Origin of the sequence: Devosia sp. (assembly GCF_048261455.1) — a bacterium.
GTDB lineage: Bacteria > Pseudomonadota > Alphaproteobacteria > Rhizobiales > Devosiaceae > Devosia_A.
Window position 1 is genome coordinate 1 of sequence record NZ_JBLXGA010000009.1, and the last position, 16,846, is coordinate 16,846.

Annotated in this window: 12 protein-coding genes and 1 tRNA gene; 5 read left to right on the forward strand and 8 right to left on the reverse strand. The window is 61.7% G+C overall.

What is annotated here, in order from left to right; all coding sequences use genetic code 11:
• The 4 genes from ACN0TK_RS10915 to ACN0TK_RS10930 all read right to left on the reverse strand — a co-directional run.
• Positions 1 to 1,060, reverse strand: a 1,060-nt coding sequence (locus tag ACN0TK_RS10915) for an NAD(P)H-hydrate epimerase (RefSeq protein ID WP_417309524.1), incomplete at its 3' end; no start/stop codon positions are given.
• Between the two features lie 54 nt (positions 1,061 to 1,114).
• Positions 1,115 to 1,522, reverse strand: coding sequence for a GFA family protein (locus ACN0TK_RS10920; RefSeq protein ID WP_417309525.1), 408 nt, complete (start codon positions 1,520 to 1,522; stop codon positions 1,115 to 1,117).
• 161 nt (positions 1,523 to 1,683) lie between these two features.
• Entirely contained in the window at positions 1,684 to 3,063 is a 1,380-nt protein-coding gene (gene tig / locus ACN0TK_RS10925; protein WP_417309526.1) for a trigger factor, read from the reverse strand.
• A gap of 53 nt (positions 3,064 to 3,116) precedes the next feature.
• Positions 3,117 to 3,201, reverse strand: a tRNA-Leu gene (locus ACN0TK_RS10930).
• 383 nt (positions 3,202 to 3,584) lie between these two features.
• On the opposite strand from ACN0TK_RS10930, the gene ACN0TK_RS10935 reads away from it, so the two are divergent.
• Both ACN0TK_RS10935 and glnA read left to right on the forward strand, forming a co-directional pair.
• Positions 3,585 to 3,923, forward strand: coding sequence for a P-II family nitrogen regulator (locus ACN0TK_RS10935; RefSeq protein WP_417309527.1), 339 nt, complete (start codon positions 3,585 to 3,587; stop codon positions 3,921 to 3,923).
• A gap of 57 nt (positions 3,924 to 3,980) precedes the next feature.
• A complete protein-coding gene (gene glnA, locus ACN0TK_RS10940) occupies positions 3,981 to 5,390 on the forward strand; it encodes a type I glutamate--ammonia ligase (RefSeq protein WP_417309528.1) in 1,410 nt (469 codons plus the stop codon).
• A gap of 103 nt (positions 5,391 to 5,493) precedes the next feature.
• On the opposite strand, the gene ACN0TK_RS10945 is transcribed toward glnA, so the two are convergent.
• The 4 genes from ACN0TK_RS10945 to ACN0TK_RS10960 all read right to left on the reverse strand — a co-directional run bounded on the left by ACN0TK_RS10945 (position 5,494) and on the right by ACN0TK_RS10960 (position 11,590).
• Positions 5,494 to 8,046: an HWE histidine kinase domain-containing protein gene (locus tag ACN0TK_RS10945; RefSeq protein WP_417309529.1), complete on the reverse strand. Its 2,553-nt coding sequence runs from the start codon at positions 8,044 to 8,046 to the stop codon at positions 5,494 to 5,496.
• Between the two features lie 2 nt (positions 8,047 to 8,048).
• On the reverse strand, positions 8,049 to 8,588 hold the full coding sequence (locus tag ACN0TK_RS10950) for a biliverdin-producing heme oxygenase (protein ID WP_417309530.1): 540 nt from the start codon (positions 8,586 to 8,588) through the stop codon (positions 8,049 to 8,051).
• Positions 8,589 to 8,835: 247 nt separating this feature from the next.
• Complete coding sequence (locus ACN0TK_RS10955) at positions 8,836 to 10,362, reverse strand: ABC-F family ATP-binding cassette domain-containing protein (protein ID WP_417309531.1); 1,527 nt, start codon at positions 10,360 to 10,362, stop codon at positions 8,836 to 8,838.
• A 730-nt stretch (positions 10,363 to 11,092) separates the two neighbouring features.
• Positions 11,093 to 11,590, reverse strand: coding sequence for a hypothetical protein (locus tag ACN0TK_RS10960; RefSeq protein ID WP_417309532.1), 498 nt, complete (start codon positions 11,588 to 11,590; stop codon positions 11,093 to 11,095).
• A 252-nt stretch (positions 11,591 to 11,842) separates the two neighbouring features.
• Here ACN0TK_RS10960 and parE point away from each other — a divergent pair, with 252 nt between their 5' ends.
• The 3 genes from parE to ACN0TK_RS10975 all read left to right on the forward strand — a co-directional run bounded on the left by parE (position 11,843) and on the right by ACN0TK_RS10975 (position 16,845).
• Positions 11,843 to 13,876, forward strand: coding sequence for a DNA topoisomerase IV subunit B (gene parE / locus ACN0TK_RS10965; RefSeq protein WP_417309533.1), 2,034 nt, complete (start codon positions 11,843 to 11,845; stop codon positions 13,874 to 13,876).
• Positions 13,877 to 14,176: 300 nt separating this feature from the next.
• Positions 14,177 to 15,679 carry a DEAD/DEAH box helicase gene (locus ACN0TK_RS10970; RefSeq protein ID WP_417309534.1) on the forward strand — a complete coding sequence of 501 codons (1,503 nt, stop codon included), beginning with the start codon at positions 14,177 to 14,179 and terminating at the stop codon, positions 15,677 to 15,679.
• Between the two features lie 110 nt (positions 15,680 to 15,789).
• Complete coding sequence (locus tag ACN0TK_RS10975; protein ID WP_417309535.1) at positions 15,790 to 16,845, forward strand: GGDEF domain-containing protein; 1,056 nt, start codon at positions 15,790 to 15,792, stop codon at positions 16,843 to 16,845.
• Position 16,846 lies beyond the last annotated feature (1 nt).

Sequence of the window (16,846 nt, forward strand, 5' to 3'; positions counted from 1 at the left end):
CATCGTAGAGCACCTGGGGCGCATCGGCAAAACTGGTGATGGCATCGGCGTCCAGCACCAGCGCCGGGCCTGCCTCAAGTGCCGCCAGCACATTCATGCGCGTCGGCTCGCCAACCCCGGCGGCCGGGCCGATGGCGAAGGCATTGATGCGGTCGTCACGCAGCAGAAGCGACAGGCCAGCCGCGCCGTCGACGACCTTGAGCATCACGGCCGTCACATGCTGCGCGTGCACCATCAATGCGGCGTGCGGACCAATCAGCGTCACCAGCCCTGCCCCTGCCCGCAGCGCCGCCGTGGCGCTCATGCGGCTCGCCCCCGATTGAAGCGGCCCACCGGACATCACCACTGCATGGCCGCGCGTGAACTTGTGACCCTCAGGATCGGGTCGCGGCACGTGCCACAGCTGCGGCGCATTCTGAACGGTGCGTGGTGCGATCTGATCCAATACCGTTTCTGGAATGCCGATCTGGCGCAGCAGCACTTCGCCGCAATGCCCACGCCCCGGGTACAGCAGATGCCCGGGCTTGAGCCTGAAGAAGGTCACAGACGCCTCAGCTTTCACGGCAGTGCCGCGCACGGCGCCAGAGGCGCCATCGATGCCACTCGGTACATCCACGGCCAGCACGGGCGCCACCTGCGCATTCACAGCGTTGATCAGTTCGGCCAGGTCGCCTGTCACGTCGCGGTCGAGGCCTGCACCCAGCAGCGCGTCGACGATCACCGCAGCGCCCGACAGCACATCCGGCGTCGCATCCTCGACCGGCTGGGTCCACAGGTCGGAGTACATCGCCGCGTCGCCCTTGAGCTTGCTGCGGTCACCGAACAGCGCCAGCCGCACGTCGCGCCCCGCCTTGACCAGCAGGCGGCCAGCCGCAAAGCCGTCACCGCCATTGTTGCCCGGCCCGCATAGGATCAAGATCCGTCCCTCGGGATAGCGCTCCGCAACGGCGTCGGCGACGGCCTGCCCCGCTGCTTCCATCAGAACGTGAGACTTGATCCCGGTCTCGACCGCCAATCGGTCGGCGCGGGACATCTGCTGTGGTGTCAAAAGCTCTTGCATGACGGCCAGCCTACCCCGCAGCTGGCGGAACGGGAAGCACCCTCAAAGCTCTGGTTACGGCCCTTCGTCGAAGCATGGCACTTCGGCAAGGTCATGGTCCCAGTCGGCCCGCGACCCATCGAAGATATGCGCAATCGGCCTGGTCGCGACGGGCGTATCCAGACTTCCGGCCGGGATTTTCAGCCGGCCACTCGGCGCCGCCTGCGGCAGCATCGATCCGCAAGTGACGCAAAAGCTGCGCGCATGCCGGGCGCCCGGCACGGCGTAGCTGCGAATGTTCTCCTCGCCGGACAACCAGATCAGCTTGCCCTCCTCGATGAAGAGATTGGACGCATGGGCCGAGCCGCTGCCCTTGCGGCAGCGCTTGCAGTGGCACAGGAAGAACGCGTCGAAGGCACCCTCGATTTCGAAAGTCACCTGACCACACAGGCATGATCCGGCGTGGTGGGTTTCATCTGTCATGGTGTCTGTCCTCCCTGAAAGCGTGCTCCGACTGGCCCAAGGCCAGCCTGCCATTTCTCACGGGGAGACAATCCGGGCAAGCGCGGCGTCCGGTAACGCGTTCTGCGGCGCAAAACAAAAGGGCCGCCCCGAAGGACGGCCCTTTCGTCAAATCAGACCACTTAGTGGTGATGCTCTTCCGGCACTTCGGACTCGTCGTCCTGGATGATCTTGCTCAGCTCGGCGCGAGTCATCTTCTTGTCGGTCTTGTCGGCCAGCTCGACGACGTAGTCGACGACCTTGTTCTCGAACACCGGGGCGCGAAGGCCAGCCAGGGCCTGCGGGTTCTTGCGATAGTAATCGAAGACCTGCTGTTCCTGGCCCGGGAAACGGCGAACCTCGGCCATCAGCGCCTGCTGGTGCTCTTCCTCGGTCACTTCCACCTTGTTCACATTGCCGATCTCGGCAACGACGAGACCAAGGCGCACGCGGCGCTCGGCGATGGTGCGATACTGCTCGCGGGCGGCTTCCTCGGTGGTGCCTTCGTCCTCGAAGGACCGGCCGTGATGCTCCACTTCGTGCACGACGCGCTGCCAGATGGTGTTGAACTCGGCATCGACGAGATCGCCGGGCACATCGAACTTGTGGCCGTCGTCCAGCTGATCGAGCACCTGACGCTTGAGCGCCTGGCGGCTCATCGAGTCGAGCGCGTTGCGCATCTGGTCCTTGACCGCGGTGCGCAGGCCCTCGACGTTCTCGAGGCCGATCGACTTGGCGAACTCATCGTCCAGTTCGCCGTCCTTGGGTGCATCGACATGCAGGATCGAGACTTCGAAGTCGGCTTCCTTGCCGGCCAGATCGTCCTGCGCATAGTCTTCGGGGAAGGTGACCTTGATCGTCTTGGTCTCGCCCTTCTTCATGCCAACCAGCTGCTCTTCGAAGCCGGGGATGAACTCACCGGCGCCGACGGTCAGATGCGCATGGTCGGAGCTGCCACCGGCAAATGCCTCGCCATCGATCGTGCCCTTGAAGGTGAGGCCAAGCCGGTCGCCGTCCTCGACAACGGCGTCATCGCCCTTGTCCTCGAAGCCGCGCTGCTGGGCGAACACCCGGTTCACCTCGGCGTCGACCTCGCTCTCCTCGATATCGACAACGGGGCGGTCGACCTTGAGGGTCGAGAAATCCATCAGCGTGACCGGCGGCAGAACCTCGTAGCTGACCTCGAAGTTGAGGTCGGCGTCGCCATCCAGCACCTTGTTGATCGTGTCCTGATCATCCGGCAGATCGACCTTGGGCTGCACGGCGGCCTTTTCGGAGCGCTCGTCCAGGGTCGCGGTGACCGTGCTGTTGATCGCGTCCGACAGGACCTCGGACATGGCCGAACGGCCGTAAACCTTCTTCAGGTGCGACTTCGGCACCTTGCCGGGACGGAATCCCTTGATGTTGGCCGTGCCCTTCATCTCTTCGAGACGGGCATCGAGCCGAGCGCTCAGGTCCTGGGCCGGGATGACCACGGACAGTTTGCGCTTGAGGCCCTCGTTGAGGGTTTCTGTGACCTGCATTACGGTGTTTCCCGTTCTCAACAATCTCTAGCAATGGCCGGAACGGAGCATTGTGGTGCGGGTGAGAGGACTCGAACCTCCACGCCTTGCGGCGCTGGAACCTAAATCCAGTGCGTCTACCAGTTCCGCCACACCCGCGAGGGCCCCGCCGGCCGGGGTGGCCGTGCATATATGGCAAGTGCGCAGCCACGTCAAAGCCGATATGATCTGCTTTTGTAGCGGACTGGCACCCGTCGGCACTTCGCTCAGCACGCCAGTGTCGCGCGCTTGCATCCGCGGGCCGCAGTGCTTACGCCTTTGCAGGCAGTCCGCCGGCTCTCCTCAACGACCTTGTGGAACTGCCTACAGAATGTGCAGATTGGCGAGTTTGAGGGCATTCCCGCGAAAGACCTATCGATTTCCTCTACCAAGAGGTCAACGTAAGTCCATATTGTGGAAGCATTATTTGGTATCTGCCGGCGCGTGGCACAGCCCGTGCATATCGCTAGGCGATACCCGGCCAAGAGGTAAGTGAGGCATCTATGAAGAAGATCGAGGCCATCGTTAAGCCGTTCAAGCTCGACGAAGTCAAGGAAGCGCTGCAGGAGGTCGGGTTGCAGGGCATCACCGTGACCGAGGCCAAGGGGTTCGGACGCCAAAAAGGCCACACGGAACTCTATCGCGGCGCCGAATATGTCGTGGATTTCCTGCCCAAGGTTAAGGTCGAGGTCGTGTGCCCCGACGGACTTGCCGAAAAGGCAATCGAGGCGATCCGCACCGCCGCGCAAACCGGTCGCATCGGCGACGGCAAGATCTTCGTCTACACGGTGGAACAGGCCATCCGCATCCGGACCGGCGAATTCGGCGACGACGCGCTCTAGGCGCGTCGGCAGCTGACAACAACCAGAACATTTCCAGTCTAATACAGGGGATACCTAATGACGACTGCCAGCGACATCCTGAAGCGAATCAAGGATGAGGACATCAAATATCTGGACCTTCGGTTCTGCGACATCAGGGGCAAGATGCAGCACGTCACCTTGGACGTGTCCGTAGTCGACGAGGACCTTTTTGAAGAAGGTACGATGTTCGATGGCTCTTCGATCGCCGGCTGGAAAGCGATCAATGAGTCCGACATGGTGCTGATGCCCGATCCGGACTCGGCATTCATCGACCCGTTCTACGGTTCGGCAACCATGTCGATCAACTGCGACATTCTCGAGCCGCTCACCTACCAGCCCTATAACCGCGATCCGCGCACCACGGCCAAGAAGGCCGAGGCCTATGTGAAGGAGCTCGGTCTGGGTGACAGCGTGTTCTTCGGCCCTGAGCCGGAGTTCTTCCTGTTCGACGACGTGCGCTACTCCACCAGCACGTACAAGGTCGGATTCGAGGTCGACTCCTCCGAGCTGCCGTCCAACACCGACTCCGAATATGAGAGCGGCAATACCGGCCACCATATCGGGCTGAAGAAGGGCTATTTCCCCGTGCCGCCGCTCGACAGCGCTCAGGACATCCGGGGCGAGATGCTCGCCGCCATGGGTTCGATGGGTGTGCCGATCGAAAAGCATCACCACGAAGTGGCGTCGGCCCAGCACGAACTCGGCATCAAGTTCTCGCCGATCATCAAGGCTGCCGACAGCGTCCAGATCTACAAGTATGCCGTGCAGCAGGTCGCCCAGGCCTATGGCAAGACCGCGACCTTCATGCCGAAGCCGGTCTATGGCGACAACGGCTCGGGCATGCATTGCCATCAGTCGATCTGGAAGGACGGCAAGCCGCTGTTTGCCGGCGACCAGTATGCCGGTCTGTCGGAAGAGGCCCTGTTCTACATCGGCGGCATCATCAAGCACGCCAAGGCCATCAACGCCTTCTCGAACCCGTCGACCAACAGCTACAAGCGACTGGTGCCGGGCTTCGAAGCCCCCGTTCTGCTGGCCTACTCGGCGCGTAACCGCTCCGCCTCCTGCCGCATCCCCTTCGGCCAGTCGCCGAAGGCCAAGCGCGTCGAGGTCCGCTTCCCCGATCCGATGGCAAACCCCTATCTCGCCTTTGCCGCGATGCTGATGGCCGGTCTCGACGGCATCAAGAACAAGCTGCATCCGGGCGAAGCCATGGACAAGGACCTGTATGAGCTGCCCCCCGAGGAGCTCAAGGAAATCCCGACCGTCGCTGCCTCGCTGCGCGAAGCGCTCGAGCACCTCGACAAGGATCGCGAGTTCCTGACCTCCGGCGGCGTGTTCGACAACGACCAGATCGACGCCTACATCGCGCTGAAGATGGAAGACGTGATCAAGTTCGAGCACACCCCGCACCCGGTGGAGTACGAGATGTACTACTCGGCCTGATCGAAAGGTCATCCGCAAATACGAAGGGCCCCTCGCGGGGCCCTTTTTTGTTTCAGGTTCCGATCAGGCGAGAGGTTTCGCCGCCCTGGCCGTTTCTCTAGCGCTAGAGTTCGCGGTCGCCCCAGACCTGACGCAGTGCGCCGACCAATTCTCCGATAGCGTAGGGCTTTTTGACGACCGGGACGTCAGTCAGATGGCTCGGCAGCACATCGCCCTCACCATAGCCGGTGGCAAAGACGAAGGGCACCTTGCGCTCCCGCAAAGCCTCGGCGACGGGTATCGAGGTATCGACGCCCAGATTGATGTCGAGAATGGCGATCTGCAGCGCGTTGACGGACAGCGCCTCGAGCGCTTCTTCCACCGAACTGCAGGTCGTCACTGCAAGGAACCCCTGATCGTTCAGCATGGACTCTGCATCGAGCGCGATGAGCATCTGATCTTCAAGTAGCAGGATGCGAGTCTGCGGCGGCAATTCCGAGGTCGGAGTGCTCGCCTGGGGGGGCGTTGTCACGTGTTCTGCCTGTTCCTTTGATTTCGCCTGCAACCTCGCATGGCGTGCCGGAATCTGGAACCGCGCGACGAGGCCGCCCGGTTCATAACGCACTTCGCTCTTGCCGCCCAGATCGTAGGGCACGCTGCGATCGAGCAACGCGGTGCCGAAGCCGCTGCGGCTGGGTATGGTCACGGGCGGCCCCCCGCGCTCCGTCCAATCTATCACAACGTCGCCAGTTGCAAGGATATCCCAGCGGATCGTCAGGCTACCACCCGGGGTCGACATCGCACCGTACTTCGCCGCGTTGGTCGCCAGTTCATGCGACACCAGCGCCATGACGGAAAACGCCCGGGAATCGAGCCAGACCCTGGGGCCCTCCATGGTCAGCAGATTGTTTTCGTTGCGATAGGGCGACAGCTCGGCAGCCAACAAATCAAGCAGCGCCCCGCCGCCTTCGCCTCGGATCACCTGATCATGCGCGAGAGACAGCGACTGAATGCGACCACGCAGCGTGTCGACGAACTGCTCGATGGTATCCCCATCAGCCACCGGCTGGCCGACGAGAGACTTGATCACCGCAAGGATGTTCTTGACGCGGTGGTTCAGTTCCTCATTGAGCATGCGCTGGCGCACCTCCGCCTTGGCCTGCTCCTCGGCCATGGCTTCGTTATGTCGCAGCACGACCTCGATAAGTGAGGCCCGCGTCGCCTCGGCAATCTCGCGGTCACCTTCCGTCCAGGGCTGCGCCTGGCGGCGCACGGTTTCTTTCCAGATCGCAAAGCTCTTGCGCGGGGTCAGGCGGTCCCCGAGAGGTCCGGTCGTATAGGATTTGTCAGGATTACCTGCCCACTCGAGCGTCTGCACCATCTCCTTGCGAAAATAGAACAGATAATCGCGCGGCGTCTGCGACAAGGGGACAGCCATCAGACCGGAGACGCGCTCGTGATAGCGCTCGGCCTCTGGCATCTGACTGGTGAGCTTGTGTGTAGCCCAGATTCGTCCATCGGCAACGGTGCTGACAAAATTCGCCAGTTCGGCGATGTCGCCTGCGTCTGGGGTGCTGCCATGCCCCGTCCATTCGCCATCCACATAGATACCGAAACCGTCGTTGGGTAACAAAAGCCCGAGATCGGCCAGGTTGTCGTGAAGCAGTTCGCCGATCGTGAGCTGCGAGGCCATGGTCAGAACGCGGTCCAGATAGGCCCGAACGCGCTGTGAGGTATTCAGCTTCTGAGTCTGGCGCAGGGCGCTCAGATGCAGCGACAGGAACTGGCCGAACATCTCCGCGGCAACCCGCAGCCCCATGGGGAGTGTCTTGGGTGAATAGTGGTGGCAGGCGACAAGCCCCCACAGTTCGCCATCGACGATGATCGAAATCGACATCGACGCGCCGACACCCATATTGCGCAGATACTCAAGGTGGATCGGTGAGACGCTGCGCAGATGCGCGTGAGACAGATCGAGCGGCTCCCCACTGAGATCGAGCTGCGGCACCAAAGGTATGGCGCGATAGTCAGATGACGAAATGATACGGATGGTGTTCCGCAGATAGAGCGCCCGCGCCTGCTGCGGTATATCGGTCGCCGGAAAATACTGGCCGTAGAAGCTCTCGAGATCGTGTCGCTTGACCTCGGAGACGACCTTGCCGGCCCCATCCGCCTCAAACTGGTAGACCATGACCCGGTCATAGCCCAGCGCGCCGCGGATCAATCGGGCGGTGTGTTTGAGCAGCGGCTCCAACGAGTGAATTCTGCTGATCCGTCCGATCAGCGAACGCGCCAGTTGCAAGGGTCGATCGTTGCTGTCGGCCGGCTCGAACTCGACGATCACCGAGCCCTTGTGCAAATGCACTGCAATATCGAACAGGCGACCGCTCGGCAGCTTCTGCGAAAAGAGCAGCGCCGGGCGAGACGCCTCGCCGCCGCTGCCGGCAAGCGCATTGCGCAGATCGTGGACAAGGTCACGCCCCAACAGGGTCTGCGCCGATGCGCCGTTGATCTCTCCCTCGATGCCCAACAGTTCGTTGGCGTTTTCGGAGTGTCGCAAGGCCTGCTCGAAGCTCGCATCGAAGGCCAGTAGCGCTCCGTGCGGCTGGATGCTGCCGGGAATGTGGATGGGCTCGCGATCGCAATTGGTCAGATCGACCGTCTGCACGTCAGACATGGTCAGTCCCTTTGAAAGGCTTGGGCGGCGACGGCGAAGGTGTCGAGAGACGCAGACGTGGCCAGATCGATGTCAAAAGGCTGTACGGCCTCGAGTTGCGTAAGAAATCCGCGCCAGCTGTCGCCAGCACTCAGAACCGCCAGATGCCTGGCGCCGAAGTCGCCGCTCAGTCCCAGGGTCTCAGCGCGGCGCAACAGCACCCTGGCGCCAAGTGAAGAGCCTTCGAGCACGTAGAGGGCACCATAGATCCGGCTCTGCTCCAGCGGCGGATCAAACTGCTCCAGATCGGGGAACGGAAGACCGAAGTCGTCCAGGTCCGCCTGCAATTGCGCGCCGATGCGGCGCGGCCGCCACTCGCCAAGTCCGACCGGCCAGTCGACATTCTCTAGGCGGCGCTCCAGCGGGATCCTGAAGCGGTAGGTTGCGAGCAGATAGCGCTTGTAGCTGTCAAGGTCGTCAAACGCGCCGACTGCGGCATCGACGATTGCATGGGCTTCGGCTGTCCTGTTGCGCAGGATCCATCGCCGCTGCGTTTCATTCATACGTGTTCGATCCCGCTCCGCCATTGTTTCGCGACAAGGGTTCCTAGTACCCGTGTGACGGAGAGACAGCTATATAATTTGCAAAGTCAGCCATCAAAACGTGGCATCGTTCTTACGGTTAATCCGCTATCTGGACGCTGTTGTTCTCGATCGATGAACTCATCAACGGCTGAAAAGTTTCAGCACGATTTCATGTTTAAAGACCGATCCTCACAGGTGCGTGGTTGCCGACGAAAGAGCCACGCGTTCAAGCCTCGTCGCCCAGGACTGCCAACTCCTCAAAAAACGCTTCAGGGCCGTCAGTTTCAATGAGTTTTCGCCCATCGATTTGCAGATAACGATTGCCGACGTTTCTGACAAAGCTGCGATCGTGCGACACCAATACCCCCGTTGCGCCATGTCCTAGGATTTCCGCTTCCAGTGCCTCGCGTCCGGGGATGTCGACGTGGTTCGTGGGCTCATCCATCAGATAGAAGTTGGGTTCGGTAAGACGGAGGGCGAGCAACCCCAGCCGGGCGCGCTGCCCGAAGCTCAGCCTGCCGATCGGTTTGCCCTGCATCTCGATGGCAAAGCCGGCGCCTGCCAAGAGGGCCCGGACACGTGCATCCGGCAGGTGGAACGCTGCCGAGATGAAGTTGTCCGGCGTGTCGTTCACCGGCAATTGCGACATGTCCTGATCGGTATAGCCGAGCACCACTGACGGCGTGACCTTCACGCCGGCAAGCTGTGAGCCGGTGATCGCCCGATGCAGCAGCCGTATCAGCCGTGTCTTGCCAGTACCATTGCGTCCCAGAAGCACAATCCGATCGCCCTGGAAGATGTGAAGCTTCGAGATTCTGAACAGCTTCTCACCGGTTGGCGTTGCCACATCCACGTCGTCCAGCCCCATCAGCAGCTTGGCATGGGTGCCACGGTTGGCGAGGCGAATGTCTCCAGAGCGTTCCTTGTGGGTCTCCAGCACCGCCTGCTCGATCCGGTCTGCGCGCGCCTTGAGCTGCTTGGTCTTGACGACGAGCAGATCACTGCCTGAGTTGATGCCGAAATTGTTGAGCTTGGCCGCCTGTTTGCGCAGCTTGCCGACCTCTTTCAGATCGCGCTCGTTCTGGGCCAGTTGAGCCGCATCTTCTTCCTCGTTTGCCTGCCGCGCCTTCGAAAACGACAAGGCGAAGTCGCGCGAGGTTCCCGGACGGAGGAACAGGGTGCGGTTGGTCACTGCGTCGAGAAAGTCACGGTCGTGGCTGGCAATCAGCGACGGCACACCTCGCGCCTCGGTCGTCAGCCAGCGCTCGAGAGCAAAGATTTTTGCCAGGTCGAGGTGGTTGGTGGGCTCGTCCATCAGCAGCGCGTCCGGATCTTCCACCCAAACGCGTGCGATAAGCATCAAGCGCTGCCAGCCGCCGCTCAGCTCGGAGACGAGCCGGTCGCGTATGTCCCAGGGCGTATCGAAGCCATCGAGGGCCACATCAGCCCGCCAGGCGTCCGTTTCACGCAATTCGGACGCCATCCCGTCGAGAACGGCGTCTCGCATGGTGAGTGTCATCAGGCGCGCGGGGACGTCCTGTTCGACATAGCCGACCCGTAGCCCGCGCGACAGTGTCACAGTGCCAGTGCTCGGCTCGTTCAGGCCGGCGATGACGCGCAACAAAGAGGTCTTGCCATTGCCGTTGCCGGCAATCAGACCGACGCGGTCCCCATCGGCAATGGTGAGATCGAGGTCGCTGAACAGCGGCGTCGTGGTGGTGATGGAAAGCGATTTGAGGCTGATCGTGCCCATGGGTCATCTCTTTGGATTGAACGACCGCCCGCACATTTGCACTAAATGGGGCTGGCCGCTGCCGTCAGGATCCCTGCGCGTCACGCAGGGTCGATAGGGCAGACCAGAGAGGAAGGGACAGTGGTGTCGTCCGGACCCGTTCGGTCAGCCCTGCAACGAAAGCTGCAGGGCAAAGACAGGGCCACGGGTGCGGTGATGATCATGTCGCATGTCTATGCACCCTCCTGTTGGCGCCAACGAGATGAAACCCTCATAGCGTCACAGGCGATGACGGGCAAGCCCAGGCAAAGATGTCAGATGAGATAAAATGCCAGTGCGAGAAGGACGCCGAGCGCCTCTCGCGGAGCGGACAGATGGGCAAGCCGGTACGCAGAACTCTTCAATCCGGCCTGCCAACATCCGCTAATTGGATCCGTCATCATGAGGTACCCAGAATACGCGGGCATCCCTTTCAGGCGGCGGGCATACGGCAACTCGATACACAGGCCGTATGACGAGAGTTCTAAGGGAACGGGCTTAAAAAAGTGCTTCGAGAACCCTTACGAAAGCTGAACGCAGTGCCCCAGAACAGGTCGACCCGAGCGCGGCAGTGCATTGCAGCATTGATTTCGCTTCAGTTTCACCGATCGCGCGATTGCGGGCGTGCCGGCGCCCACGTAAAAAATATTACGGGCCCGGTCGAAAAATCGACCGGGCCCGCATGGAATAAACTGGAGGTCAGAGATCCGGATCAGTTCCCGAAACGGAACTCGAAGCGCGGACCGCTGTTGCGGTCGTCCCACCGATCGCGATGACCGCGGTGATCGTCGAAGCGATCCCAGCCGCCCCGGCCACCACGGCGCAGGCGCTCGACATCATAGACTTCGCCGGTGCACTTGTTGACCTTCATGGTGTAGGCCTTGCGACGATACTCACCATAGACCTTCACGCGGCTGCCGCGCAGTTTGCGGATCACCTCGACGTCGCGGAAACCATAGTGACGAAGACCGCGCTCGACCTGACGGTTGTTCATGCACCGACGCATCCGGTCCGAATGGTGGCGACGGTTGTTGTTGATGCCAAAGGACAAGCCGTTACCATCATTGCCGATACCGAGCTGAAAGCTGAACGACGGCGAGGACTGAGCCATGGCAGGGGCCGGCGCCACGGCGATGGCAGCGCCACCGAGAGCAGCGGCGACAACCAGGGCACGGCCGCTGGATTTGATGGTGTTGAGCAAGCTGGTCATTTGAAACTCCTTGGGTCGCGCCGTCAGACTGGGCAGCGTTGCGCCGTGTCTAGCGCGGCGCACCTGAACCGATCGGCAACCCGCCGTTCATCTGGCGTTCATGTTGGCAGGCCGCCGGGGATATCCGGGCGGAAACCGCGGCGAGATGCCCCGTTCGCTTGACAGCTGGGCCCCTGCCCCACCATTTGATCCTTGGCGACCCCCAGTATGATAGAGCATGTCCAGCGCGATTCGGTGCGCGGCGGAGGTATTATGGCGGCCATTGACGACCTATTCGGCGGCGCATCGGACGAGCCCGAAGCACCCGCTCCTGTCACGAAAGCGAAGCCGCCCCAGCAGGGCATGGCCGCTGCCAGTGCCGCCAGTTCGGGCAACTACTCCGCCGCCGACATCGAGGTACTGGAGGGGCTGGAGCCTGTCCGGCGCCGCCCGGGCATGTATATCGGTGGCACCGACACCAATGCGCTTCACCACCTGTTCGCCGAAGTCATCGACAACTCGATGGACGAGGCGATCGCCGGTCACGCCAGCCGCATCGAGGTGCATTTCGGCAGTGATGGCTTCATCACCGTTACCGATAATGGCCGCGGCATTCCTGTCGAAAACCATCCTAAGTTTCCCGGACGGTCGACGCTGGAGATCATCCTCACCACACTGCACGCTGGCGGCAAGTTCGATGGCAAGGCCTATGAGACATCGGGTGGCCTGCATGGCGTCGGCGTCTCGGTGGTCAATGCGCTGTCGGACGAGTTGGTCGTCGAGGTCGCGCGAGACCAAAAGCTCTATCGGCAGAGCTTTTCGCGGGGCAAGCCATTGGGCAGCATCGAGGAAATCGGCCGGGTGCAGAACCGGCGCGGCACCACGACGCGGTTTCATCCCGACCCCGAGATTTTTGGCGGCAAGGCCGAGTTCTCTGCGGCCCGGCTGTTCCGCATGTCGCGCTCCAAGGCCTATCTGTTCGGCGGTGTCGAAATCCGCTGGAGTTGCGATGAAGAGCTGGCGACCAATGATGTGCCGGCCAAGGCGACTTTTCACTTCCCCGGTGGCCTGCGCGATTTCATGGCGGGACGCATCGAAGGCCAGCCACGGATCGTCGACGAGATCTTTTCGGGTACCTCCGGTAAGCCGGGCACGCATGGCGCGACCGAATGGGCGATCGCCTGGTGCCTCGGTGACGGCTTCGTCAATTCCTACTGCAACACCGTGCCGACCGGCGACGGCGGCACGCACGAGCAGGGTCTGCGCACCGCCCTGCTCCGCGGCCTGAAGAGTCATGCCGAGCTGACCGGTAACAAGCGCGCGGCGATCCTCACTGCAGAAGACGTGATGGTGCAGTGTTCAGCCATGCTCTCGGTGTTCGTGCGCGAACCGGAATTCGTCGGTCAGACCAAGGACAAGCTGAGTTCGCCGGAAGCGACACGCATTGTCGATACGGCGCTGCGCGACGCCTTCGACCACTGGCTCGCTGCTTCGCCCAACCAGGCCGGGCGCCTGCTGGATTTTGCCGTGGAGCGCGCCGAAGACCGGCTGCGCCGCCGCAAGCAGAAGGACATCGACCGGCAATCGGCAACACGCAAGCTGCGCCTGCCCGGCAAACTCGCCGACTGCACCCAGACGGCGGCGCAGGGAGCGGAACTGTTCATCGTCGAGGGCGACTCGGCGGGCGGAAGCGCCAAGCAGGCGCGCAATCGCGCCAGCCAGGCCATCCTGCCGTTGCGCGGCAAGGTGCTTAACGTTGCTGGCGCCTCACGCGAAAAGATCACCGCCAATCAGCAGATCGCCGACCTTATCCAGGCTCTTGGCTGTGGGACGCGCGATCGATTCCGCGAAGACGACCTACGGTATGACAAGATCATTCTGATGACTGACGCGGATGTCGACGGCGCGCATATCGCATCGCTGCTGATGACGTTCTTTTTTCAGGAAATGCCAAAGCTGATCGACGGCGGACACCTGTTCCTGGCCCTGCCGCCGCTGTTCCGCCTGTCGAAGGGCCCTAAGGTCGCCTATGCCATGGACGAGGCGCATCGCGACCGTCTGATCGAGACCGAGTTTGGCGGCAAGAAGCCTGACGTGACGCGCTTCAAGGGTCTTGGCGAGATGCCTTATACGCATCTGCGCGAGACAACGATGGACCCGAAGTCGCGCATGCTGCTGCAGGTAAAGGTTCGCGACGAGCCTGAGGAAACACGCTCGGCGGTCGACCGACTGATGGGCAATCGGCCGGAGTCGCGGTTCGACTTCATTCAGGCGAACGCCGAATTCGTGACCGACCTCGACATCTGATCCGGTGACTAAGGCGCCGAAGACCGCCGCCCCGACGCAAGACCGGGCCGCCAACGGAGGGGCCGAACACAATCATTGCAGTCGCGCATTAAGCACTGCGCCGTGAAATCCGTTGACTCGCAAGGGGTTTCCACTATGTTCCGGCGCGTCGCAGTGGCCGTGGATTGGGCGGAATCCTGTGCCTTGAAGCGCGACGGCGGTCTGAGTACTCGGCCGTGATCTGCGACCTGCGCGTCGACCCGCACTTTCTCAAGTAGCTGCACGTCGACATGCTCTTTCAAAACCGAGCGGACTACTGATTTGGAAAATGACTTCACCGGGCTAGGTCTTAGCAGCAAGGTAATCGACGCGGTCACGGCCGCAGGTTACACCAAGCCGACCGACATCCAGGCCAAGGCGATCCCGCATGTCCTTGAAAAAAAGGACATTATCGGAATCGCGCAGACGGGCACAGGCAAGACGGCATCCTTCGTGCTGCCCATGCTTACGATGCTCGAAAGTGGCCGGGCCCGGGCGCGCATGCCGCGCACCCTGATCCTCGAACCGACGCGCGAACTCGCAGCGCAGGTGCACGAGAACTTCGTCAAATACGGCAAGAACCATCGGCTCAATGTGGCGCTGCTGATCGGCGGCGTGAGCTTCGATGAACAGAATCGCGTGCTCGATCGCGGCGCCGACGTGCTGATCGCTACGCCTGGCCGGATGCTCGACCAGTTCGAGCGCGGCCGCATCCTGCTGACCGGTGTCGACATTCTCGTCATCGACGAGGCCGACCGAATGCTCGACATGGGGTTCATCCCCGATATCGAGCGAATCTGCGGCCTGTTGCCTACCCGTCGGCAGACGCTGTTCTTTTCGGCGACCATGCCGCCCGAGATCAAGAAGTTGACCAGCCGCTTCCTGCGCGACCCGATCCAGATCGAGGTGGCGCGCCAGAATTCGACGGCAGAGACGATCGAGCAGCGGCAGGTCCATGTCTCGTCGAAGCCCGACGAGAAGCGTGCGGCGCTCCGCCAGCTGATCCGCGCCGAAGCCGACTTGAAGAACGCGATCATCTTCTGCAATCGCAAGCGCGACGTCGCAACGCTCGCGCGGTCGCTGAAACGGCATGGCTTTTCTGCTGGCGAGCTCCATGGTGACATGGACCAGAAGAGCCGTTCCGAAACTCTCGACTCGTTCAAGACCGACCAGCTGAAGCTGCTGATTGCGAGTGATGTCGCTGCACGCGGGCTCGACATTCCGGCCGTGAGCCATGTGTTCAATTTCGACGTACCGACGCATGCCGAAGATTATGTGCACCGCATCGGTCGCACTGGGCGTGCAGGACGACTCGGCATTGCCGTTACGCTGACGACCTCGGGCGACGGCAAATATATGGATGCGATTGCCAAACTGATCGGCAAGCCGATCCCCGAGCATCAGCTGGACGTGGATGCGCCGCAGCGCCCCGCACCTGCCGAAGGCAACACAGGCAATGATGCCCCTGCCAGCGCCGAACCGAAGTCGCGCAGCCGCGGGCGGCGCGGTGGCAAGGCCCGCAGTGCGGCTGGTGGCGGTGCAGAGTCGCCTGCCGCAACAGCCCCGGTCGAGGACCTGTCAAAGCAGCCGCAGCCCGAGATTATTTCGGCACCGAAGTCTGACCCGGCACCGCGGCAGAAGAACAAGCCGCAGAGTGAAAAGCGTCAGCCGAGAAGCAAGACGTCTCGCTCTGATCATCCAATTGATGGCATCGTGCCGGACTCGCCGTTCGGTACTGATGGGCCCGTGCCCGCATTCCTGATGCGTGGCCCGCGGTCGAATTGATGCGGCTTTCACCAGAATTCTGGGCACAGATATACGGATTTACGTACGTTTAAGTCAAAGCGCTGTATTTGTTCGGAAACAGAACTGTTGCGCGAGGGGGCGAAGTCGGCGTGTCGGAGCAAGAATTCAAGAGAGCTCTCGGCTATGCTGCGGCAGCGATCGAACTGCTCAAGCGTTCCGAAATCCCACCCTATCCCCAGTTCTATGAACTGATGTTCGCCTACGCCACCGGCGTCGACCCCGGTCTCAACACGCGTATCAACGCCTTGTTGAGAAACGACATCAAGATCGATCTCGCCGAGCGACTCTACGACGAATTCTTAAAATCGAACGACACGCAGGACCATATCTCCAGCGTCTCGGAACGCATGTCCGACCGCATCAGCACCATGCATGATGCGATCGACACGGCGATGAGCACTGCGACGGCCTATTCATCCGCTCTACAGATTGCCAGCGGCGATCTCGAGGACGAGATCGATCGCGAGGGCCTGCGGGCCATGACCGCGTCGCTGCTCAACGAGACGCGTCGCATGCAGACCGCCAACCACGAGCTCGAGAGCAATCTCGAAGAGGCGCGCAAGGACATATCCGAACTGCGGCGCGATCTCGACAACATGCGCAACGAGGCGATGCTCGATCCGCTAACGCAGCTGTTCAACCGCAAGGCCTTCGACGACGGCATGATGCGCATGCTGATGGAGGCGCGAGAAAGCAACAAGCCGCTGTGCCTGCTTCTGATCGATATCGACCACTTCAAGCGCTTCAACGACACCTGGGGCCATCAGACGGGCGACCAGGTACTGCGGCTGGTGGCGAGCACGATCAAATCGAACATCACCGAAGGCCAGGATATCGGCGCACGCTATGGCGGTGAGGAGTTTGCCGTCATCCTGCCCGGGACCAATCTCCACAGTGCCATCCGCCTCGCCGAAACCATCCGCAAGGCGGTTCGCGCCAAGGAACTGCTCAAGCGCTCGACCAATGAAAAGCTCGGCCGGATCACCGCGTCGATCGGCATTGCCGTATTCGACGCGGAAGCGGATTCGTCGAACAGCCTGATCGAGCGGGCAGACCTATGCCTGTATGCGGCCAAGAAGAGCGGCAGGAACCGGATTGTCGACGAACAGCAGATCGGCCCGGACGGCAACCTGGTCGCCGCCTGAA

Excerpts from the sequence above, each read along its gene's own strand:
- ACN0TK_RS10920 (WP_417309525.1), bottom strand. The coding sequence starts at position 1,522 with ATGACAGATGAAACCCACCACGCCGGATCATGCCTGTGTGGTCAGGTG.
- tig (WP_417309526.1), bottom strand. The coding sequence starts at position 3,063 with ATGCAGGTCACAGAAACCCTCAACGAGGGCCTCAAGCGCAAACTGTCC.
- ACN0TK_RS10935 (WP_417309527.1), top strand. The coding sequence starts at position 3,585 with ATGAAGAAGATCGAGGCCATCGTTAAGCCGTTCAAGCTCGACGAAGTC.
- glnA (WP_417309528.1), top strand. The coding sequence starts at position 3,981 with ATGACGACTGCCAGCGACATCCTGAAGCGAATCAAGGATGAGGACATC.
- ACN0TK_RS10945 (WP_417309529.1), bottom strand. The coding sequence starts at position 8,046 with ATGTCTGACGTGCAGACGGTCGATCTGACCAATTGCGATCGCGAGCCC.
- ACN0TK_RS10950 (WP_417309530.1), bottom strand. The coding sequence starts at position 8,588 with ATGAATGAAACGCAGCGGCGATGGATCCTGCGCAACAGGACAGCCGAA.
- ACN0TK_RS10955 (WP_417309531.1), bottom strand. The coding sequence starts at position 10,362 with ATGGGCACGATCAGCCTCAAATCGCTTTCCATCACCACCACGACGCCG.
- ACN0TK_RS10960 (WP_417309532.1), bottom strand. The coding sequence starts at position 11,590 with ATGACCAGCTTGCTCAACACCATCAAATCCAGCGGCCGTGCCCTGGTT.
- parE (WP_417309533.1), top strand. The coding sequence starts at position 11,843 with ATGGCGGCCATTGACGACCTATTCGGCGGCGCATCGGACGAGCCCGAA.